Here is a 17,600-nt window from a genome sequence, read left to right on the forward strand (position 1 = left end):
TCCAATCGAAACAAAACCCCCGGAGAAATCTCCGGGGGTTTTAACGATTAATATAAGTCGCGTTCTACATAAGAGGTATGTAAAATCTCATGCGCTTTGTGGCTGCCTGGTTCGCCCAGGAATTCTTGATACAGTTTCTGAACAGATGGGTTCGCGTGGGATTTTCTCAGCGGCATACTCGCATCTAGTTCATAAATCGTCTTTGCACGAACTTCACGAATATCAACGAAGTTTCTCAAAGAAGCTGGCTGGATCGGCTGTCCGCCACCGTTGACGCATCCGCCAGGACATGCCATGACTTCGATGAAGTGGTAATTTGCACGGCCTTCCTTAATGTCGGTCAACAGTTTCTTTGCATTTGCCAAGCCAGAGCAAACGGCAACTTTTACTTCGATATTGCCAATTTTGTAAGAAGCTTCTTTGATTCCCTTAGTTCCGCGGACATCGTTAAAGTCCAGCTTGCCCAGTTCTTCCCCAGTCAGGGTCTCTACAGCGGTTCTCAGAGCAGCTTCCATAACACCGCCTGTTGCGCCAAAGATGACGCCGGCACCGGTGGATTCGCCCAACGGATCGTCAAAACCTTCATCCGGCAGGCGATCAAACATCAGTCCGGCACGTTTGATCATGCGAGCCAATTCTCTGGTCGTGATCGCAATATCAACGTCCGGAACCCCGGCAGCGCTCTGGTCTTCACGGCCAATTTCAAACTTTTTCGCAGTACACGGCATTACACTGACGCAGACAATGTCTTTCGGGTCGATCCCCATTTTCTGAGCGTAGTAGGTTTTGGTAACCGCACCAAACATCTGCTGCGGGGATTTGCAGGAAGAAAGGTTCGGGATAAATTCCGGGAAGAAATGTTCACAGAATTTGACCCATCCAGGAGAACAGGAAGTGATGATCGGCAAAGTACCGCCATTTTTAAAGCGGTCTAAGAACTCGTTTGCTTCTTCCATAATGGTCAGGTCAGCCGCAAAGTCGGTATCAAATACTTTGTCAAAACCTAAACGGCGCAGCGCAGCGGCCATTTTTCCTTCTACATTGGTGCCTACCGGCATTCCAAATGCTTCACCCAATGCAACACGGACAGACGGAGCGGTCTGTACGACAACATGCTTGGTCGGGTCTGCAATCGCGGCAAATACTTCATCTGTACTGTCTTTTTCGCCCAGTGCGCCAGTTGGGCAGACAGTAATGCACTGGCCGCAGTTGACGCAGTTGGTTTCGCCCAGCGGCGTTTCAAACGCACAGCCAATGTGGGTTGCCTGACCTCTTTCGTTCGGACCGATCACTGCAACGCCCTGATTGTTTTTACAAGCGGCAACGCAACGGCGGCACAGGATACATTTATTGTTGTCACGGAACATATGCGGAGCGGAATCATCAATATCGTAATGCTGATTATCGCCAGCATATTTCGTTTCGTCATCTACGCCGTATTCTTTACACAGACGCTGCAGCTCGCAGTCACCGCTGCGAACACAGGAAAGACATTTTCTTTCATGGGTAGACAAAACCAGTTCCAGGTTTGTTTTTCTCGCTTTCAGAATAGCCGGGGAGTTAGTAACAACTTCCATGCCTTCCGAAACCGGATGCACACAGGCAGCAGCCATGCTTCTGGCACCCTTTACCTCAACTACGCACATACGGCAGGCACCAATCTCGTTGATGTCTTTGAGGTAGCAAAGGGTCGGAATCTCAATCCCAGCATCATGGGCAGCCTGCAAAATGGTATAATCTTTCGGCACAGTGACAGAAATGCCGTTAATCTTTAAAGTTACTTGTTCCATTCTGGTACCCTCCTACTTCTTAGAAATCGCATCAAAGCGACATTTTTCCATACAAGCGCCGCACTTGATACATTTTTCTGTGTGGATCACATGCGGATTCTTCACAGTACCTTCGATCGCGCCAACCGGACAAACTCTTGCACACAAAGTACAACCTTTACATTTATCCGCGTCGATGCTATACCGTACCAAGCCCTTACATACGCCTGCCGGGCAGGTTTTATCCTTGATATGCGCTTCGTATTCATGACGGAAATATTTTAAAGTAGAGAGTACCGGGTTTGGAGCAGTCTGTCCCAGACCGCACAAAGAATTTGCTTTTACAAAGTAGCAAAGCTCTTCCAATTTATCCAGATCTTCCATGGTCGCGTTGCCCTTGGTGATCTTATCCAGCATTTCATACATCCGTTTAGTACCGACACGACACGGCGTACATTTTCCGCAAGATTCATCAACGGTGAATTCCAGGAAGAACTTCGCGATGTCTACCATACAGGTATCTTCGTCCATAACGATCAGCCCGCCGGAGCCCATCATAGAACCGATCGCGATCAGGTTGTCATAGTCGATTTCAGTGTCGATCAAATTAGCTGGAATACAGCCGCCGGATGGTCCGCCGGTCTGAGCCGCTTTAAATTTCTTGCCGTTTGGGATACCGCCACCGATCTCTTCAATAATCTCGCGCAGGGTGGTACCCATCGGAACTTCTACCAGCCCGGTGTTGTGGATCTTGCCGCCCAAAGCGAACACCTTGGTACCTTTGGATTTTTCAGTACCCATGGAAGCAAACCATTCTGCACCGTTTAAAATGATGCGCGGAACATTTGCGTAAGTTTCTACATTATTGAGGACTGTCGGTTTGCCAAACAGGCCTTTTACAGCCGGGAACGGAGGACGCGGACGCGGTTCACCGCGGTGCCCTTCGATGGAGGTCATCAAAGCGGTTTCTTCCCCGCAGACGAACGCCCCTGCGCCTAAACGCAGTTCCATATCAAAATCAAAGCCGGAATCAAAGATATTTTTGCCCAGCAGGCCGTATTCACGCGCCTGATCGATCGCGATCTGCAAACGTTTAACAGCGATCGGATACTCCGCACGGATATAAACGTAACCCTGAGAAGCGCCGATCGCATAGCCTGCGATCGTCATTGCTTCGATCAGTACATGCGGGTCGCCTTCCAGAATGGAACGGTCCATGAACGCTCCCGGGTCGCCTTCATCGGCGTTACAGCATACATACTTCTGGTCTGCATCATTTGCAGCGGCAAAGGACCATTTCAGTCCGGTCGGGAACCCGCCGCCGCCGCGGCCGCGCAGTCCGCTGTCCTTAATGGTCTGGATTACCTGATCCGGGGTCATTTCAGTCAAAACTTTTCCCAAAGCCTGATACCCGTCAAAACCGATATATTCATCAATATTTTCCGGGTTGATGACGCCGCAGTTTCTCAACGCGACACGCTGCTGTTTTTTATAGAAATCTGTTTCATTCAAGGATTTTACGCTGTCGTCCGCTACTGTTTCAGAGTAAAGCAAGCGTTTTACGATACGTCCTTTCAACAGATGTTCAGAAACGATTTCCGGAATATCCTCCGGCTTTACCATAGAATAAAAAGAACCTTCTGGATATACGATCATAATTGGTCCTAATGCGCACAGGCCGAAGCAGCCGGTTTTTACAACCTTTACCTCTTCAGAAAGTCCCTGTTTTGCAATTTCCTGTTCCAGTACAGAAACAAGCTGTTCACTGCCGGAAGAGGTACAACCAGTACCACCGCACACCAGTACATGAGAACGATACATGAGCATTTACCTCCCTTATTATTTCGCGACTGCGCCGATGGTATATTCTTCAACCACATTGCCGTTGACCAGATGATCGGAAACCACCCTTGCAACCTTTTCCGCGGTCATCTTTACATATGTAGTTTTGCTTCCGTCGTTGGTGTATACTTCCACTACCGGTTCATACTGGCAGATGCCGATACAGCCGGTCTGTGTTACCATGACATTATTTAATCCTCTTTTTGCTACTTCTTCAGAAAAAGCATTCAAAACCGGTCTGGCGCCGGCTGCGATCCCGCAGGTAGCCATTCCAACAACAACACGGATCGTGTCGTCGGCGTTGTCTCTCACGTTCACAGAAGCCTGCATTTTATCGCGGATTGCTTTTAATTCTGCTAAACTTTTCATTTTAATGACCATCCTCTCTCTCAAAGTCGTGCCCAACAGCTGTTTTGACCAGCACCGCTGAAAAAGCGTCTAAGGCACAAACATGCGCTTAAAACATTTTAAACGCCTTTATTCAATTTCTGGACGCTCCGCCTGCCGGGTGTTTTCCTCAATAAAATCTTTGATAAACACCAGCACTTGGGGCGAATTAACAGGTAATCCCTCTAAAATCTGCTTTACTTCCCGGGTATCCAGGGTAAATTCAGCATCATTGTACTGGTACCGGTACACAAAATCAATGTCCGGATTCACTGAGATCAGACTCACCATGGTGGAAGCCATATCCCCCAGCGGCATCAGGTCGATGTGATCCAACACATATACCGCCGTCACTTTTGTCCCTTTTCCAACTTCGCTGTCAATCGAAAAGCTGCCGCCGGTCATCTCCGCCGACATTTTAAAAAAGGGAACGCCCAGTCCCACGCTTCTGGTAGTCCGGGTAGTGAAAAAGGGATTGATCACCTGTTCTACCTTTTCCTTGCTCATTCCGCAGCCGTTATCCTCGATCGAAATGGTCATCTGGTTTTCCGCTGTGGAACGAATGATCTCTATCGTGATCAGGCTGGCGTTAGCACGGATCGAGTTCTGCGCAATATCCAGTATATTTAAAGATAATTCCTGCATGATGATTCCCTTTCAGGCACAATACCTGCCGAATCAGGATTACGCGTTGTATTTTCCAAGAATCTCGTCAATGTCGTCTACTGTCAGCTTTCCGTAAACGTCGTCGTTTACGGTCATGACCGGCGCCAAGCCACAGGCGCCGATGCAGCGGCACGCTTCCAAAGAAAATTTTCCGTCCGGAGTACATTCACCGCTTTTGATCCCCAATTTCTGTACCAGCCTGTCAAACACGTCGCCCGCGCCTTTTACATAACAGGCGGTCCCAAGACATACAGAGATCTTGTACTGCCCTTTCGGATACAGGGAAAACTGGGAATAAAACGTTGCTACGCCGTAAACTTCCTCTAAAGAAACGCCTAATCCTTTTGCGATCATAGTCTGAACTTCAATAGGAAGGTAGCCGTAAATGTCCTGCGCTTTCTGCATGACCGGCATCAAAGCACCTTTATCTTCTTTGTGTTGAGCGATCACCTGCATAAGCTGCGCTTCCTGCTCCGGCGTACCGCTAAAAGGTACTGTTCCCTTTTTTTCAGCCATACTGTATAACCTCCTTAAAATATCAATGCCCTGCCGCAGAAACCTCAAAATTACGGCAAAACTGATCTGACTTACTTTCCGCGCACGGGGTGCCCCCGCGCATTCAGATACAATTTATTATAGCATTTCTTCCGATTAAAATCTATGTTGTTAAAGTATAAACAAACTTATATTTTTTGTAGAAAACAGACAAAAAAATACTTTTCTGATTCAAAAATAAGAAATAGAGTTGTAGAGCTTACATCTATAGTGATATAATACAAATGTCGATTTAAAATTTTTCTTTCTATTAGAAAAAACACACGAAATACATATGATTTTCAATATATCCAATATCTTGAATTTGATATGAGAAATCGCTCAGATCAAAAATACTGATTTGGGAAATATTCCAAAATCCTTATGAGTCAAACGGAGGGAGATTTATGACAATCCAGGATGTAAAATCCATTTTAAACGCTGATGTGATCTATGGTGACGGGCTGATGGAGCAGGAGATCCACACCGCCTGCGGATCGGATATGATGAGCGATGTCCTCGCCTTTGTCAAGGACCAGTCCGTCCTGCTGACCGGGCTTGTAAATCCTCAGGTCGTCCGCACCGCAGATATGATGGACATCCGCTGTATCATCTTTGTACGCGGAAAATGTCCCGATGAAGATATCATTGAGCTTGCCAAAGAAAGGGAGATCGCGCTGATGTCCACTTCCCTCAGAATGTTCACCGCCTGCGGGCTGCTTTGGGAAAATGGCCTGCGCGGCGAAGGCTAAACCAATTACCCACGGCTTATTACGAATAATTGGAAAGGAGAAGACGGTTTCTGCCTTTGGTGAAACGGTCTGAATGATATTTATGGAGAATCTGATCCAACTGTCTTATGAAGTTGACGGGGATGATTTTACCCGTGCCGGGGAAGCCTCCGCCAATGTCAAGAAAAGTCTCCGCAAGCTTGGTGTCCCTCCCGAGGTGATCCGCAAGGTGGCGATCGCACTTTACGAGGGCGAAATCAACATGGTGATCCATGCTGAAGGCGGTGTGATCGATGTGGAGATCTCTCCGGAACATGTTACCATGGTGCTCAAAGACCACGGAAAAGGGATCGCAGATGTAGAAAAGGCGATGCAGGAGGGCTATTCCACAGCACCGGACGAGGTGAGGAGCCTTGGTTTCGGTGCGGGGATGGGACTTCCCAATATGAAAAAATACAGCGATGAAATGGAAATCGATTCCACTGTCGGGGTGGGGACCACGGTGACTATGACCGTATATATCCCCTAACCGGCCTTTTGACTTTATTGGAAAGGAGGGGCTTCCTATGAAGCAGAAAGAATTTTTCCATTCTGTGACCTTGGACCGGGATAAATGCATGGGCTGCATCAACTGTATCAAACGCTGCCCGACGGAAGCGATCCGGGTACGGAACGGAAAAGCAAAGATCATTTCAGAACGATGCATCGACTGCGGGGAGTGTATCCGTGTTTGTCCGCATCATGCCAAAAAAGCGATTTTTGACCCGCTTTCGGTCATTGACCAATATGAATACACCATTGCGCTTCCCGCCCCGTCTTTTTATGGACAATTTAACAATCTGGACGATGTGGATATTGTTCTGAGCGCATTGATCGACCTTGGGTTCGATGCGGTATTTGAAGTGTCCAAAGCCGCCGAACTGGTTTCGGACGCTACCCGTAAGATCCTGCACCAGCCGGATTGCCCAAAACCGCTGATCAGCTCGGCATGTCCTGCCGTTACCCGTCTGATCCGAGTACGGTTTCCAAGCCTGATCGACAATATCCTGGACTTAAACGCCCCGGTCGAGGTGGCGGCTCGCCTTGCCAAGCAGGAAGCAATGGAAAAAACCGGCCTGCCGGCTGAAAAGATCGGCGCGGTCTTTATTTCGCCCTGCCCGGCGAAAGTAACTGCGGCAAAAATGCCCCTTGGCACCCAGAAAAGTGAGATCTCCGCAGTATTGGCTGTCAGCGAGGTGTACCCAAAACTGCTAAAATACATGGACCATACAAACCATCGGGAGGGGCTTTCCGATTCCGGGAAAATGGGGGTTGCTTGGGCGTCCAGCGCCGGGGAATCTTCTGCCCTGCTCAACGACAATTACTTAGCGGCAGACGGCATTGAAAATGTGATCCGGGTACTGGAAGACCTGGAGGATGAAAAGTTTTCGAACCTGGATTTCATTGAACTCAACGCCTGCAACGGAGGATGTGTGGGCGGCGTGCTGAATGTGGAAAACCCATATATCGCGCGGACCAAGCTAAAACGCCTGCGCAAGTATCTGCCGGTTTCTTTAAATCACCTGTCCCAGATCCCCGACCAGATGAAATGGGACGAACCGCTGGAATTCACCCCGGTCATGGAGCTGGACGCTGATTTCCATGTAGCGCTGAACAAGATGAACGAGATGGAGCATATCGAAGCTTCCCTTCCCGGGTTGGACTGCGGTTCCTGTGGGGCGCCAAGCTGCAAAGCGCTGGCGGAGGATGTTGTCCGCGGGTTCGCCTCGGTAGACGACTGCATCTTTAAATTCCGGGAAAATGTCGCTTCCTTTGTAGACAATATCCACAAGCTGGAATTCCCATTCCCGCAATCCTATCGGGAAAAGCCAGATGACCCTGAAAAGAAATAAGAGGTAAAGATCAATGACTGTACTGGAAATGGCAAAAGAACTTCATTTAGAGATTATATCGAAAGGAGAAGCCGAAGTGCGTGAGATCCACGGTGTATACTGCTGCGACCTGTTGAGCATCGTAATGGGCCGTGCCAAAGCAGACGACGCATGGATCACCGTAATGGGGAACATCAACGCGGTCGCGGTCGCGGTGCTGGCCGATGTTTCCTGCATCGTCTTATCCGAGGGGATGGGGATCGATGAAGAAAGTATCGCCAAGGCACAGGAGCAGGATGTGTGCATTTTGAAAAGCGACCTGCCCACCTTTGAGCTTTCCCGCAAGATCGCGGAGTTCTGCGCGCTATGAAGCTGTATTACGACCTGCATATGCACTCCTGCCTTTCCCCGTGCGGGGACCGGGACATGACGCCCAACAACATTGTCAATATGAGCCTGCTCAAAGAGTTGGATGTGATCGCCCTGTCTGACCATAATTCCGCCAAGAACATTCAGGCTGTGCGGAAAGTCGCAGAAGGCACCGGGCTTTTAGTCATTCCGGCCATTGAGGTCTGTACCATGGAAGAGGTGCATATCCTTTGCCTGTTTTACAGCTTTGAGCAGTGTGAAGCCTTTGGAAAATATCTGTACGATCTGCTTCCACCGGTGATGAACCAGCCTGATATTTTCGGAGAGCAGTGGGTCATGAACGAGCAGGATGAGGTTGTGGGCAGTGTAGACAAACTGCTGATCAACGCCGCGAGCCTGAGTATTGACCGGCTGCTTTCCGTCCTGCCGGAATACGGCGGCTTTGCCATTCCGGCACATGTAGACAAGTCTTCTTATTCTATCATCGCAAATTTGGGGTTTTTGCCGCCGGAGTACGGTTTCCCCTGTATCGAGGTGAAAAATCCGCCGTTTTCCGGGGATTTTTCCGGGAGGATCATTACCGATTCCGACGCACATTATCTGGAGCACATCGCAGAAAGGGAACGCTTTTTGGAGGTTCCGGAAAAAACGATCCGGGCAGTGATCGACACACTGAGGTCATAAAGGATAAAAATTTTTAAAACCGCCGAAAAAAATCAGCGGTTTTTTCTTTTTCCAAAGGCAAATGCCCCCATAAATTGACAACCATTTCACCCCATGGTAAAATGGGGATAAACTAAAAAGAAGGGTTCGATTGGATGCTCAGGACATTGCAGGATCAGATCATACAATTAAAGAAAGAACAGGACATCGCCATTCTGGCGCACAGCTACCAGTCGCCGGATATTCTGGAAATTGCCGACTGCAAGGGGGATTCGTACGCCCTTTCCGTAGCGGCGGAAAAACTATCTCAACAAACAGTAGTGATGTGCGGGGTCCGTTTTATGGCGGAAACGGTGAAGATCCTTTCCCCGGAAAAGAAGGTGATCCTGCCAGTAACGGACGCCACCTGCCCGATGGCGGAACAGATCACCCCAGAACGGGTACTGCAATTTAAGGAGGAACATCCCGATTATCAGGTGGTAGCTTATGTCAACACGACCGCCCAGCTGAAAGCAGTCTGCGACGTCTGCGTCACCAGTTCCAGCGCACTGAACATTGTAAAAAATATGGAGGCCAAGAATATCCTCTTTATTCCGGATAAAAACCTTGGTTCCTATGTCAAGGCAAACGTTCCGGATAAAAACATCGTTCTTTGGGATGGCTGCTGCCCTGTCCACAACAGTGTGACTGAAGCGGAATGCCTTGCCGCAAAGCAGGCTTATCCCAACGCCAAGTTGCTGATGCATCCGGAGCTTCCTGCCGACGTTCTGCAATACGCGGATGTAGTGGGCTCCACAGCCGACATTTTAAAATATGCCCGCCAGTCTGACGAAGACTGTATCATCGGCACCGAAAAAAGCATTGCGGACACCTTAAAACTGGAAAAACCAGGCTGTCACTATCACCTGCTTTCCAAAAAGCTGATGTGCCCGGATATGCGGGTCACAACGCTTGCCGACATCCTGAAAGCCATGAAAGGTGAAGGCGGGGATGTGATCGAATTAGACGAAACGATCCGCAAAAACGCAAAGCGTGCGATCGACGAAATGATCCGGCTGGGGCAATAAGCTACGATATAGAAAATGCTGCCTGCAAAGAAAGCAGGCAGCATTTTTAAATGGAATGCAAAAAGTGGAACGGGAAAATTTCAAATTCTGTTCCAGTGCGGTATCCGCCCGGGACGTCCTCGTCCAGCTGATGCCATATCACGATCCGGTACAGAACCGCTGTGTAGACCTTTGTCCCGCCGTCTTTCAAGACGCTGGGTACGGGAATCATCAAAATGGCCAAAACAACTGCCAATGCGATCCACAGCCGTTTTCGTTTCATCAGAGCACTCCCTTTCTCATATGATCCTTTCACGTTCAGGATACCATAACATATTGGGAAAGTAAAGCCTTTTCCGGCAGAGCAGGAATACTATTCCTTTTTTTCAACGCATATACTTTAGCAGAAAGAACGGGTGTATGCAATGAAAAAAGGGAAAAAACTATTCTATAATATGATCTTAATGACTGCCACCGCATTGCTGATCCGCACTGCGGGCGTCTTTTTTTCTGCCTATCTTTTCCGTACCGTTGGTTCGGTAGGGATCGGGATCTATCAGCTCATCATGTCGGTGTATACGCTTGCGATCACCATTGCCACATCGGGAATCAAATTTACCGCGACCCGCCTTGTTTCCGAAGAATTAGGAAAAGGGAATCCCGCTGGTGTGCGCAAGGCATTAAGAAGCTGCCTGATGTACAGTCTCTTGTTCAGCTTTGCCACCGCCGCCCTACTCTTTTTTGGGGCGGAGTGGATCGGTACTGTCTGGCTGGATGACCCCCGTACCGTGTCCTCCCTGCGTATCCTTCCCATCGGTCTGCCGTTTATTGCGGTTTCCGCAGTGGTCGGCGGATATTTGACAGCAGTCCGGCAGGTAAACCGCTGTGCGTTTATCCAGATCGCGGATCAATTTGTCATGATCGCCGTTACCATCACCGGCCTTCGACTGCTCCTTCCAAAGGGGTTGGAATACGGCTGCATTGCCATGGTTGCCGGCTCCTGTTTGTCTGAGGCGGCCGCCTGCCTGTTTTTATTCCTCTGCTGCCTTTGGGATCAAAAAAAGCGCGGGGCTTCCGGCGATTCGGGCCATGGGATCCCAAAACGGATGTTCAAAATTGCCATTCCCATTGCCTTAAGCGCTTATGCCCGGTCCGCCTTATCCACCCTCCAGCATATCCTGATCCCCCGCGGACTGAAAAAATGGGGCGCTTCCCAAGAACAGGCCTTCACCGCCTACGGCACTGTCCACGGCATGGTGCTCCCTTTGGTGCTGTATCCGTCTGCCCTGCTTACCGTGCTTGCGGAGCTTTTGATCCCCGAGTTGACCGAATGCCAGGTCCAAAATAACGAAGAGCGCATCAGCTGGATCGTCACACGGGTATTAAAATTAAGTTTTTTGTTTGCCGTCTGTGTAATGGGAGTGCTGTTCTGTTTTTCCGAACCGCTTGGACTGACCTTTTACCAAAGCGGGGAAGTATCCTTTTACGTCAAGCTGTTTTCCCCGCTGGTGCTGGTCATGTATATGGACACCATTGTTGATGGGATGCTCAAGGGGCTGGGCGAACAGTACCAATCTATGAAGTACAATGTGATCGATTCGTTTGCCAGCGTGTGCATGGTCTACTTCCTGCTACCAATATTCGGCATCAAGGGTTATGTGATGACTGTGATGGTTTCGGAGGTATTAAACTTTTCCCTAAGCCTGGGCAGGCTCATTAAAATCACCCGGCTTCAGATATCCTTAAAGGAAACGGTGATAAAGCCATTATGCTGTGTGGCCTGTACCGCTGTTACCTGCGGGATTTTGTGGTTTCCCGGATCGTGGACCAATGAACATTTCCCCGAAATACTGGCAGTCCGCATTCTATTTTTGATCGGCTGTTATCTGTTATTTTTATTCCTCTTCTCCTGCTTAAAAAAAGAAGATTTAAAATGGTTTGCTTCCCTGCTCCATTAACTGGTATGTTTTCCATTTTTCCGGTCCATACTAATGGTATCTAAAACAGAAAAGGAGATGTTTTACATGCCAGCAAAACCGATCGATCAGGAGCCAGTTGACAAACAAGCGCTTAATAACGTAGAAGACTTTTATTTTGATTTAGACGATGTCGCCAGTATGACCGAGTGTACCGGACTGATCCCAACGCCCCCAGAATCCGAGGCAGAAGCTGAATCTTATACCGATCTTTATCCCATCCCAAGGCCGCAAAAGGAAGCTGTATCCAAAAAAACAAAAAAATCCAAATAAAAAGAACCGGCAGTTTTAAAAAACTGCCGGTTTTGCTTGCTGTCCGCTGTCCTTTCATGATATAATCGACCATGAGGTGAAGCTTATTATGATCGCAGTGCTGTCCCCAGCCAAACAGATGCTGCCTGCTGTTCGGGAATCCCTGCCTGTTTCCCAGCCGGTTTTCTTACAGCAGGCAGGCATCCTTCAAAAGGAACTTTCCCGGTTTTCCCCATGGGAACTGGAGGCACTTTTAAAGATAAACCCAGAGCTTGCCATGAAAGCATACACAAATTATCAAAATTTTTCTCTGGAAAACACAGGACCTCCTGCTATTTTATCCTATCATGGGCTGGCATACCAGCATCTTCATGCTCAGGATCTAAGCGATGAAAGCCTGTTGTTTGCCGACCGGCGCCTTAGGATACTCAGCGCCTTTTACGGGCTTTTGCGCCCGTTGGACAGCTTACAGCCTTACCGCTTGGAATTTTTATGCCGTTTTAAGCCGGATCAGAAAAGCCTGTATGCATTCTGGGGCGATCTCGTCGCCCGGCAGCTTTCCCAAACAACAGATACCGTGATAAACCTTGCTTCTGCCGAATATGCAAAGCTTCTGCTCCCCTATCGTTACCTGATCCCGCGGCTAATTACTTGTGAATTTTTGCTTCCCCGCCGCGGCAAGCTGATCGCACTTGCTACAGAAGCCAAAATGGCGCGGGGCGAAATGGCGCGCTTTATCATTCAAAACAAGGTATCCAAGCCCGAACTCCTGCGCGGATTTTCCTGGAACGGCTACCTGTTTCAAAAAAATCTGTCTACAGAACAGCGGTATGTATATGTAAAATGTGAGCCATAGAAAAAGCCTGCCTGGAATATTCCAGACAGGCTTTTTTATTCATCGGTGATCTCAAACAATTCGTTCGGTGTGCAGCCAAGCAGCCGGCAGATCGTTTCAATGTTCTCATACCGGATGGACTGCGTTTTATTCTGCACCATATTATTAAAGTTTTGATAGCTCATCCCCAGTTGTTTATAAAGCCAGTATTTTGTTTTTCCCTGACTTTCCAAAAGCTCCAATACCCGTAACCTAATCATCAGATATTTCTCCATCATCTATGTTTTAATAGGATCATATCTTATTTTCCCTCTTTACATATAGATTGTTACATTATATAATGAAAACATAACTATTTGTAAGAAAAGGCTGCGACTCCAATCATGAAACCAGTAAATTTTCAACTAATGCCAGGGAATTCTGGTTTAGATTGCCCTAAAAATGGAACAAAATATGACAACTATGGAAATTGGATAGAATGTTTTTGTGATGAATGTGATTTTTTACTCTGTTGTTGTCCAGAATACAAAATTATTTCCTGATCTGAGTGTAAGGATCAAACATGTCCCAGAAAACAAAGGTAAATAGAAAAAGCCCTCTTTAAAAAGAGGGCTTTTTACACTTTATATTCCTGTATCACAAAGCTTTTGCGCCTGCTTAAAGGTCAACGGTTTGGTGCGCCGGTCCAATAATTCGGAGGGGACCCAATCCGGGGATGCACAATCCCCAAATTTCACTGTTAAAATCACAGAGTCCGGGCCCATGCAGATATTGTGCGGGATCCCCGGCGTAGTAATCACTGTATCCCAAGTATCCAGCAAACGGTAAACGGTCTTTTCCCCGTATTGTTCCGCATAGATGACTTGGCCTTTCTGCACCACCGTCCATTCCTGCAAGGCGGCATGGGAATGGCTGTTTTCCCATGTTTCCCCACCCGGGTTCTCGCAGCGGATATAGCAGGTGCCGTCTGGGGCTGCCAAACGGAAACGCAGTTCCCCGTTGTCCATCTTCTCGTGCCGGAGCATGATCCCACGAGCTGAAACTTCCTGTTCAGAAAGCGGAGTCGGCATTGCATTTCCCTCCCTTACACCGCAAACTGGCTGTTGTAAAGCTCATAATAAAACCCTTGCTGTGCCAAAAGCTGATCATGAGTCCCCTGCTCGATGATCTTCCCATCCCGCATCACCAAAATCACATCCGCCTCCTGAATGGTGGACAGGCGGTGCGCAACAATAAAGCTGGTCCTTCCGTTCATCATTTTGGCAAATGCCTTCTGGATCTGGATTTCGGTCCGGGTGTCGATCGACGAGGTCGCTTCATCCAAAATGAGCATGGGCGGCAAACTCAGCATTACGCGGGTAATGCACAAAAGCTGTTTCTGTCCTTGGGAAAGGTTCCCGCCGTCTTCGGTGATAACGGTATCGTATCCATTGGGCAAACGCTTGATAAAGCTGTGCGCATGGGAGGCTTTTGCCGCCGCAATCACTTCCTCCTCCGTTGCCTCCGGCTTTCCAAACGAGATATTTTCCCGCACGGTACCGGATTTTAACCATGTTTCCTGCAACACCATACCGTAATTTTCCCGCAGGCTTTTTCTGGTGATCTCCCGAATGTCCAGACCCGCTACTTTGATAGCGCCCTTATCAACATCGTAAAAGCGCATCAACAGGTTGATGACCGTACTTTTCCCGCAGCCCGTCGGGCCTACGATCGCCACCCGCTGTCCCGGCCGGACCAACAGGTTTAAGTTTTCGATCAACGGTCGGTCCTGCCGGTAAGAAAAATATACCTGATCCAAGGTGACGCTCCCGTCTACCTCTTCCAGCACTGTTGCATGTTCCGCGTCCGGTGTTTCCGACGGCTCTTCGATCAGTTCAAAGACCCGGGAAGCGGAAGCAAGAGCATTTTGCAGCTCCGTGACCACCCCGGAAATTTCGTTAAACGGCTTGGTGTACTGGTTCGCGTAGTTTAAAAAGCTGGTCAGCAACCCCACGCTTAACGAGCCGCTCATCACAGATAAAGCACCTACCAAGGCCACCGCGGTGTAAACCAAACTGTTGACGAACCGGGTAGACGGATTCGTGATCGAGGAAAAAAAAGTGGCCCGCAGACTGCACGACTGGAGTCTGCCGTTGATCTCATTCAAACGCTCCATGGCGTCGTCCTCGTACCCAAACGCCTTGACCACCTTCTGATTCCCAATCATCTCGTCGATGAGAGAGGTAATCTCCCCTCTGGTCTGGGATTGCAGGCGGAACATGGAAAAGGTCTTTTTAGCAATAAAGTTTGCCACAAACAACGATACCGGGGTGATCAAAACCACTACCAACGCAATTTTATAGTCGATCACCAGCATGAATACCAGCGTTCCCAAAATAGTCATCACACCGGTAAAAAACTGGGTAAAGCCCATCAAAAGGCCATCCGAAAATTGGTCTACATCCGCAATGATCCGGCTGACCAGGTCCCCGTGCTGATGCTGGTCAATATATTTTAAAGGCATCCGTTCCAGCTTACGGAACGCCTTATCACGAATATCCTTAACGACTTGAAAGGTAATGCGGTTGTTGCAGGTGTTCATAATCCACTGTGCCGCCGCAGTCAGCGCAACTACCACCGAGATCTGGAGCATGATCCCTTTCAGGCCGTCAAAATCCACATTCCCCTTTCCTACAATTTTATCCACCCCGTACCCAATCAGGATCGGCGCATAGAGCGTTAAAATAACGGTTACCGCCGCAAAGAAGATGGACAGCGCCAACAAAAACCAATACCGCTTGATATAGCCCAGCACCTTGCGGATCGTCTGTGCGCTAGACAGGTTCGTTGCTTTCATGGCCGCTCTCCTTTCTTGGAAATTGAGAATAGTAAATTTCCCTGTAAACCTCACAGGTGTCCAACAGTTGCTGATGGGTTCCAATCCCTGCCAATTCCCCGTCATCCAGCACCAAGATCTGATCTGCGTACTGAATCGTCGCCGCGCGCTGCGATACTAAAAACACCGTAATATCCGGGTCCATTTCCCGGATCGCTTTCCTTAAGCGCGCGTCGGTCGCATAATCAAGCGCCGAAGCACTGTCGTCTAAAATCAAAATTTCCGGTTTCTTGATAACCGCCCGCGCGATCGTCAGGCGTTGTCTTTGCCCTCCGGATAAATTTTTCCCATTTTGCAGGACTTCTGAATCCAGCCCGTTTTCCTTGGCATCCACAAAATCCTTTGCCTGCGCGATTTCAAGGGCGCGGTTCATTTCTTCTTCGGTGGCATCCTTTTTCCCCCAGCGCAGGTTGTCCCGGATAGAACCCTGAAACAGCACCGCCTTCTGCGGCACCAGCCCGATCTTATCCCGGAGCTGTTCAAACGGGTATTCTTTCACATTTACCCCATGTATCAGCACTTCGCCGTCAGTGACGTCGTAAAAACGGGGAATCAGGTTTACCAACGAACTTTTCCCGGAGCCTGTTCCCCCAATAATTCCAATCGTATCGCCCCGTTTGGCAGTAAAGTGGATTCCAGATAAAGATTCTTCCTTTGCCCCTTGGTAGGTAAAGCTAACGTCATGAAATTCCACCACGCTGTCTGTCACTGGCATCTTCACAACCGGTTTTTCAGTTTCTTTCATGCCGGGCTGAATCTCAAAGATACTCTGGATCCGGTTGCCGCATGCGATCGCTTTGGTAAAGGAGATAATCAAGTTGGCAAGCTTAATCAGTTCCACTAAGATCTGGGACATGTAGCTGATCAGCGCGACAACCTCCCCCTGTGAGAGGTTCCCCACATCGACCTGTACCCCACTGACCCAGATCAGCACCACGATCGCCAGGTTTACCATTACATAGGTGACCGGGTTTAGCAGGGCGGAGATTTTCCCCACAAAAACCTGTACCCCTTTTAATTCTTCCCCAGCCTGGTCATAGGCAGCGATCTCATCCGCTTCCTTATTAAAGGCGCGCACTACCCTGGCGCCTGCCAAGTTTTCCCGGGTGATCTGCATCACACGGTCCAGCCTAGCCTGTACCTTCCGGTAAAGCGGGATGCTGACGAGCATAATACCAAATACGACTACCGAAAGTGCCGGGATGGTCACCGCGAATACTCCCGCGGATTTTATATCAATGGTAAATGCCATTACCATGGCGCCGAACACAATAAACGGGGAACGCAAAAACAGCCGTAATACCAGATTTACTCCATTTTGAACTTGATTGATGTCGCTGGTCATCCGCGTCATTAAGGTAGAGGTTCCGATCTGGTCTAATTCAGAGTAGGAAAGGCTTTGGATATGCGCGAACAAATCCCGCCGAATCACTGTAGAAAAGCCAACTGCCGCCTTCGCCGCAAAATACTGGGCCGTCAGGGAGCAGACAAGCCCGATGATTCCCAGCAGTACCATCAACAAGCACATTTTTATAATATAAGGCACATCCTCATTGGGAATCCCAACGTCGATGATCTGCGCAACGACCAACGGGATCAGCAGTTCAAAAGACGCCTCCAGCAATTTAAAAAGAGGCCCCAAAATGCTTTCTTTTCGGTATGATTTCAAATATCTCAATAATTTTATCATGCTCTTCTCCCCTGCTTTTTGGCCGGTTTCTAATGACACAACCGCTTTCTTCAGTATACCGCAAACGCCTGGATTTATCAAGAATCCCCTTATT

At 48.7% G+C, this 17,600-nt stretch carries 19 protein-coding genes; 9 read left to right on the plus strand and 10 right to left on the minus strand.

Features of this window, described 5'->3' with window-relative positions; translation table 11 throughout:
• Positions 1 to 47: 47 nt before the first annotated feature.
• The 5 genes from CIB36_RS07395 to nuoE all read right to left on the minus strand — a co-directional run bounded on the left by CIB36_RS07395 (position 48) and on the right by nuoE (position 5,180).
• Entirely contained in the window at positions 48 to 1,790 is a 1,743-nt protein-coding gene (locus CIB36_RS07395) for an NADH-dependent [FeFe] hydrogenase, group A6 (protein WP_093988868.1), read from the minus strand.
• Positions 1,791 to 1,802: 12 nt separating this feature from the next.
• Complete coding sequence (gene nuoF, locus CIB36_RS07400) at positions 1,803 to 3,596, minus strand: NADH-quinone oxidoreductase subunit NuoF (protein ID WP_456085493.1); 1,794 nt, start codon at positions 3,594 to 3,596, stop codon at positions 1,803 to 1,805.
• Between the two features lie 12 nt (positions 3,597 to 3,608).
• Entirely contained in the window at positions 3,609 to 3,980 is a 372-nt protein-coding gene (locus tag CIB36_RS07405) for a (2Fe-2S) ferredoxin domain-containing protein (protein ID WP_093988870.1), read from the minus strand.
• A gap of 108 nt (positions 3,981 to 4,088) precedes the next feature.
• Positions 4,089 to 4,643 carry an ATP-binding protein gene (locus tag CIB36_RS07410; RefSeq protein WP_207726133.1) on the minus strand — a complete coding sequence of 185 codons (555 nt, stop codon included), beginning with the start codon at positions 4,641 to 4,643 and terminating at the stop codon, positions 4,089 to 4,091.
• A gap of 39 nt (positions 4,644 to 4,682) precedes the next feature.
• The gene (gene nuoE / locus CIB36_RS07415; protein ID WP_093988872.1) at positions 4,683 to 5,180 is read right to left on the minus strand and encodes an NADH-quinone oxidoreductase subunit NuoE; all 498 of its coding nucleotides are present in this window, start codon (positions 5,178 to 5,180) and stop codon (positions 4,683 to 4,685) included.
• A 425-nt stretch (positions 5,181 to 5,605) separates the two neighbouring features.
• Between nuoE and CIB36_RS07420 the strand changes: the two genes are divergently transcribed.
• The 6 genes from CIB36_RS07420 to nadA all read left to right on the plus strand — a co-directional run bounded on the left by CIB36_RS07420 (position 5,606) and on the right by nadA (position 9,899).
• Entirely contained in the window at positions 5,606 to 5,950 is a 345-nt protein-coding gene (locus CIB36_RS07420) for a DRTGG domain-containing protein (protein ID WP_093988873.1), read from the plus strand.
• 82 nt (positions 5,951 to 6,032) lie between these two features.
• Positions 6,033 to 6,458 (plus strand): ATP-binding protein, encoded by a 426-nt coding sequence (locus CIB36_RS07425; RefSeq protein WP_093988874.1) that lies wholly within the window; start codon positions 6,033 to 6,035, stop codon positions 6,456 to 6,458.
• A gap of 37 nt (positions 6,459 to 6,495) precedes the next feature.
• A complete protein-coding gene (locus tag CIB36_RS07430; RefSeq protein WP_093988875.1) occupies positions 6,496 to 7,821 on the plus strand; it encodes a [Fe-Fe] hydrogenase large subunit C-terminal domain-containing protein in 1,326 nt (441 codons plus the stop codon).
• Between the two features lie 13 nt (positions 7,822 to 7,834).
• The gene (locus tag CIB36_RS07435) at positions 7,835 to 8,170 is read left to right on the plus strand and encodes a DRTGG domain-containing protein (RefSeq protein WP_093988876.1); all 336 of its coding nucleotides are present in this window, start codon (positions 7,835 to 7,837) and stop codon (positions 8,168 to 8,170) included.
• Positions 8,167 to 8,853 (plus strand): PHP domain-containing protein, encoded by a 687-nt coding sequence (locus tag CIB36_RS07440; RefSeq protein WP_093988877.1) that lies wholly within the window; start codon positions 8,167 to 8,169, stop codon positions 8,851 to 8,853. Before CIB36_RS07435 ends, CIB36_RS07440 begins: the two co-directional genes overlap by 4 nt.
• A 134-nt stretch (positions 8,854 to 8,987) precedes the next feature.
• Complete coding sequence (nadA, locus tag CIB36_RS07445; RefSeq protein ID WP_093988878.1) at positions 8,988 to 9,899, plus strand: quinolinate synthase NadA; 912 nt, start codon at positions 8,988 to 8,990, stop codon at positions 9,897 to 9,899.
• Positions 9,900 to 9,945: 46 nt separating this feature from the next.
• On the opposite strand, the gene CIB36_RS07450 is transcribed toward nadA, so the two are convergent.
• Positions 9,946 to 10,161, minus strand: coding sequence for a hypothetical protein (locus CIB36_RS07450; RefSeq protein WP_093988879.1), 216 nt, complete (start codon positions 10,159 to 10,161; stop codon positions 9,946 to 9,948).
• 142 nt (positions 10,162 to 10,303) lie between these two features.
• Between CIB36_RS07450 and CIB36_RS07455 the strand changes: the two genes are divergently transcribed.
• The 3 genes from CIB36_RS07455 to yaaA all read left to right on the plus strand — a co-directional run bounded on the left by CIB36_RS07455 (position 10,304) and on the right by yaaA (position 12,962).
• Positions 10,304 to 11,836 (plus strand): oligosaccharide flippase family protein, encoded by a 1,533-nt coding sequence (locus tag CIB36_RS07455; protein ID WP_093988880.1) that lies wholly within the window; start codon positions 10,304 to 10,306, stop codon positions 11,834 to 11,836.
• A gap of 66 nt (positions 11,837 to 11,902) precedes the next feature.
• Positions 11,903 to 12,127 (plus strand): hypothetical protein, encoded by a 225-nt coding sequence (locus tag CIB36_RS07460; RefSeq protein ID WP_093988881.1) that lies wholly within the window; start codon positions 11,903 to 11,905, stop codon positions 12,125 to 12,127.
• Positions 12,128 to 12,215: 88 nt separating this feature from the next.
• On the plus strand, positions 12,216 to 12,962 hold the full coding sequence (yaaA, locus tag CIB36_RS07465; protein WP_093988882.1) for a peroxide stress protein YaaA: 747 nt from the start codon (positions 12,216 to 12,218) through the stop codon (positions 12,960 to 12,962).
• A gap of 35 nt (positions 12,963 to 12,997) precedes the next feature.
• Here yaaA and CIB36_RS07470 read toward each other — a convergent pair whose 3' ends face one another.
• The 4 genes from CIB36_RS07470 to CIB36_RS07485 all read right to left on the minus strand — a co-directional run bounded on the left by CIB36_RS07470 (position 12,998) and on the right by CIB36_RS07485 (position 17,506).
• On the minus strand, positions 12,998 to 13,201 hold the full coding sequence (locus tag CIB36_RS07470) for a helix-turn-helix domain-containing protein (RefSeq protein ID WP_093989025.1): 204 nt from the start codon (positions 13,199 to 13,201) through the stop codon (positions 12,998 to 13,000).
• Positions 13,202 to 13,564: 363 nt separating this feature from the next.
• On the minus strand, positions 13,565 to 14,011 hold the full coding sequence (locus tag CIB36_RS07475; protein WP_093988883.1) for a hypothetical protein: 447 nt from the start codon (positions 14,009 to 14,011) through the stop codon (positions 13,565 to 13,567).
• A 14-nt stretch (positions 14,012 to 14,025) separates the two neighbouring features.
• Positions 14,026 to 15,777 carry an ABC transporter ATP-binding protein gene (locus CIB36_RS07480; protein WP_093988884.1) on the minus strand — a complete coding sequence of 584 codons (1,752 nt, stop codon included), beginning with the start codon at positions 15,775 to 15,777 and terminating at the stop codon, positions 14,026 to 14,028.
• Positions 15,755 to 17,506, minus strand: a complete 1,752-nt coding sequence (locus CIB36_RS07485) for an ABC transporter ATP-binding protein (RefSeq protein ID WP_093988885.1) — start codon at positions 17,504 to 17,506, stop codon at positions 15,755 to 15,757. The genes CIB36_RS07480 and CIB36_RS07485 overlap by 23 nt, the downstream gene beginning before the upstream one ends.
• Between the last annotated feature and the right edge of the window lie 94 nt (positions 17,507 to 17,600).

This window comes from Massiliimalia timonensis, from assembly GCF_900186585.1.
Lineage (GTDB): Bacteria > Bacillota > Clostridia > Oscillospirales > Ruminococcaceae > Massiliimalia > Massiliimalia timonensis.

Bases quoted from the DNA above. Each gene is read 5' to 3' on its own strand.
- CIB36_RS07395 (WP_093988868.1), bottom strand. From the start codon at position 1,790: ATGGAACAAGTAACTTTAAAGATTAACGGCATTTCTGTCACTGTGCCG.
- nuoF (WP_456085493.1), bottom strand. From the start codon at position 3,596: ATGCTCATGTATCGTTCTCATGTACTGGTGTGCGGTGGTACTGGTTGT.
- CIB36_RS07405 (WP_093988870.1), bottom strand. From the start codon at position 3,980: ATGAAAAGTTTAGCAGAATTAAAAGCAATCCGCGATAAAATGCAGGCT.
- CIB36_RS07410 (WP_207726133.1), bottom strand. From the start codon at position 4,643: ATGCAGGAATTATCTTTAAATATACTGGATATTGCGCAGAACTCGATC.
- nuoE (WP_093988872.1), bottom strand. From the start codon at position 5,180: ATGGCTGAAAAAAAGGGAACAGTACCTTTTAGCGGTACGCCGGAGCAG.
- CIB36_RS07420 (WP_093988873.1), top strand. From the start codon at position 5,606: ATGACAATCCAGGATGTAAAATCCATTTTAAACGCTGATGTGATCTAT.
- CIB36_RS07425 (WP_093988874.1), top strand. From the start codon at position 6,033: ATGGAGAATCTGATCCAACTGTCTTATGAAGTTGACGGGGATGATTTT.
- CIB36_RS07430 (WP_093988875.1), top strand. From the start codon at position 6,496: ATGAAGCAGAAAGAATTTTTCCATTCTGTGACCTTGGACCGGGATAAA.
- CIB36_RS07435 (WP_093988876.1), top strand. From the start codon at position 7,835: ATGACTGTACTGGAAATGGCAAAAGAACTTCATTTAGAGATTATATCG.
- CIB36_RS07440 (WP_093988877.1), top strand. From the start codon at position 8,167: ATGAAGCTGTATTACGACCTGCATATGCACTCCTGCCTTTCCCCGTGC.
- nadA (WP_093988878.1), top strand. From the start codon at position 8,988: ATGCTCAGGACATTGCAGGATCAGATCATACAATTAAAGAAAGAACAG.
- CIB36_RS07450 (WP_093988879.1), bottom strand. From the start codon at position 10,161: ATGAAACGAAAACGGCTGTGGATCGCATTGGCAGTTGTTTTGGCCATT.
- CIB36_RS07455 (WP_093988880.1), top strand. From the start codon at position 10,304: ATGAAAAAAGGGAAAAAACTATTCTATAATATGATCTTAATGACTGCC.
- CIB36_RS07460 (WP_093988881.1), top strand. From the start codon at position 11,903: ATGCCAGCAAAACCGATCGATCAGGAGCCAGTTGACAAACAAGCGCTT.
- yaaA (WP_093988882.1), top strand. From the start codon at position 12,216: ATGATCGCAGTGCTGTCCCCAGCCAAACAGATGCTGCCTGCTGTTCGG.
- CIB36_RS07470 (WP_093989025.1), bottom strand. From the start codon at position 13,201: ATGATTAGGTTACGGGTATTGGAGCTTTTGGAAAGTCAGGGAAAAACA.
- CIB36_RS07475 (WP_093988883.1), bottom strand. From the start codon at position 14,011: ATGCCGACTCCGCTTTCTGAACAGGAAGTTTCAGCTCGTGGGATCATG.
- CIB36_RS07480 (WP_093988884.1), bottom strand. From the start codon at position 15,777: ATGAAAGCAACGAACCTGTCTAGCGCACAGACGATCCGCAAGGTGCTG.
- CIB36_RS07485 (WP_093988885.1), bottom strand. From the start codon at position 17,506: ATGATAAAATTATTGAGATATTTGAAATCATACCGAAAAGAAAGCATT.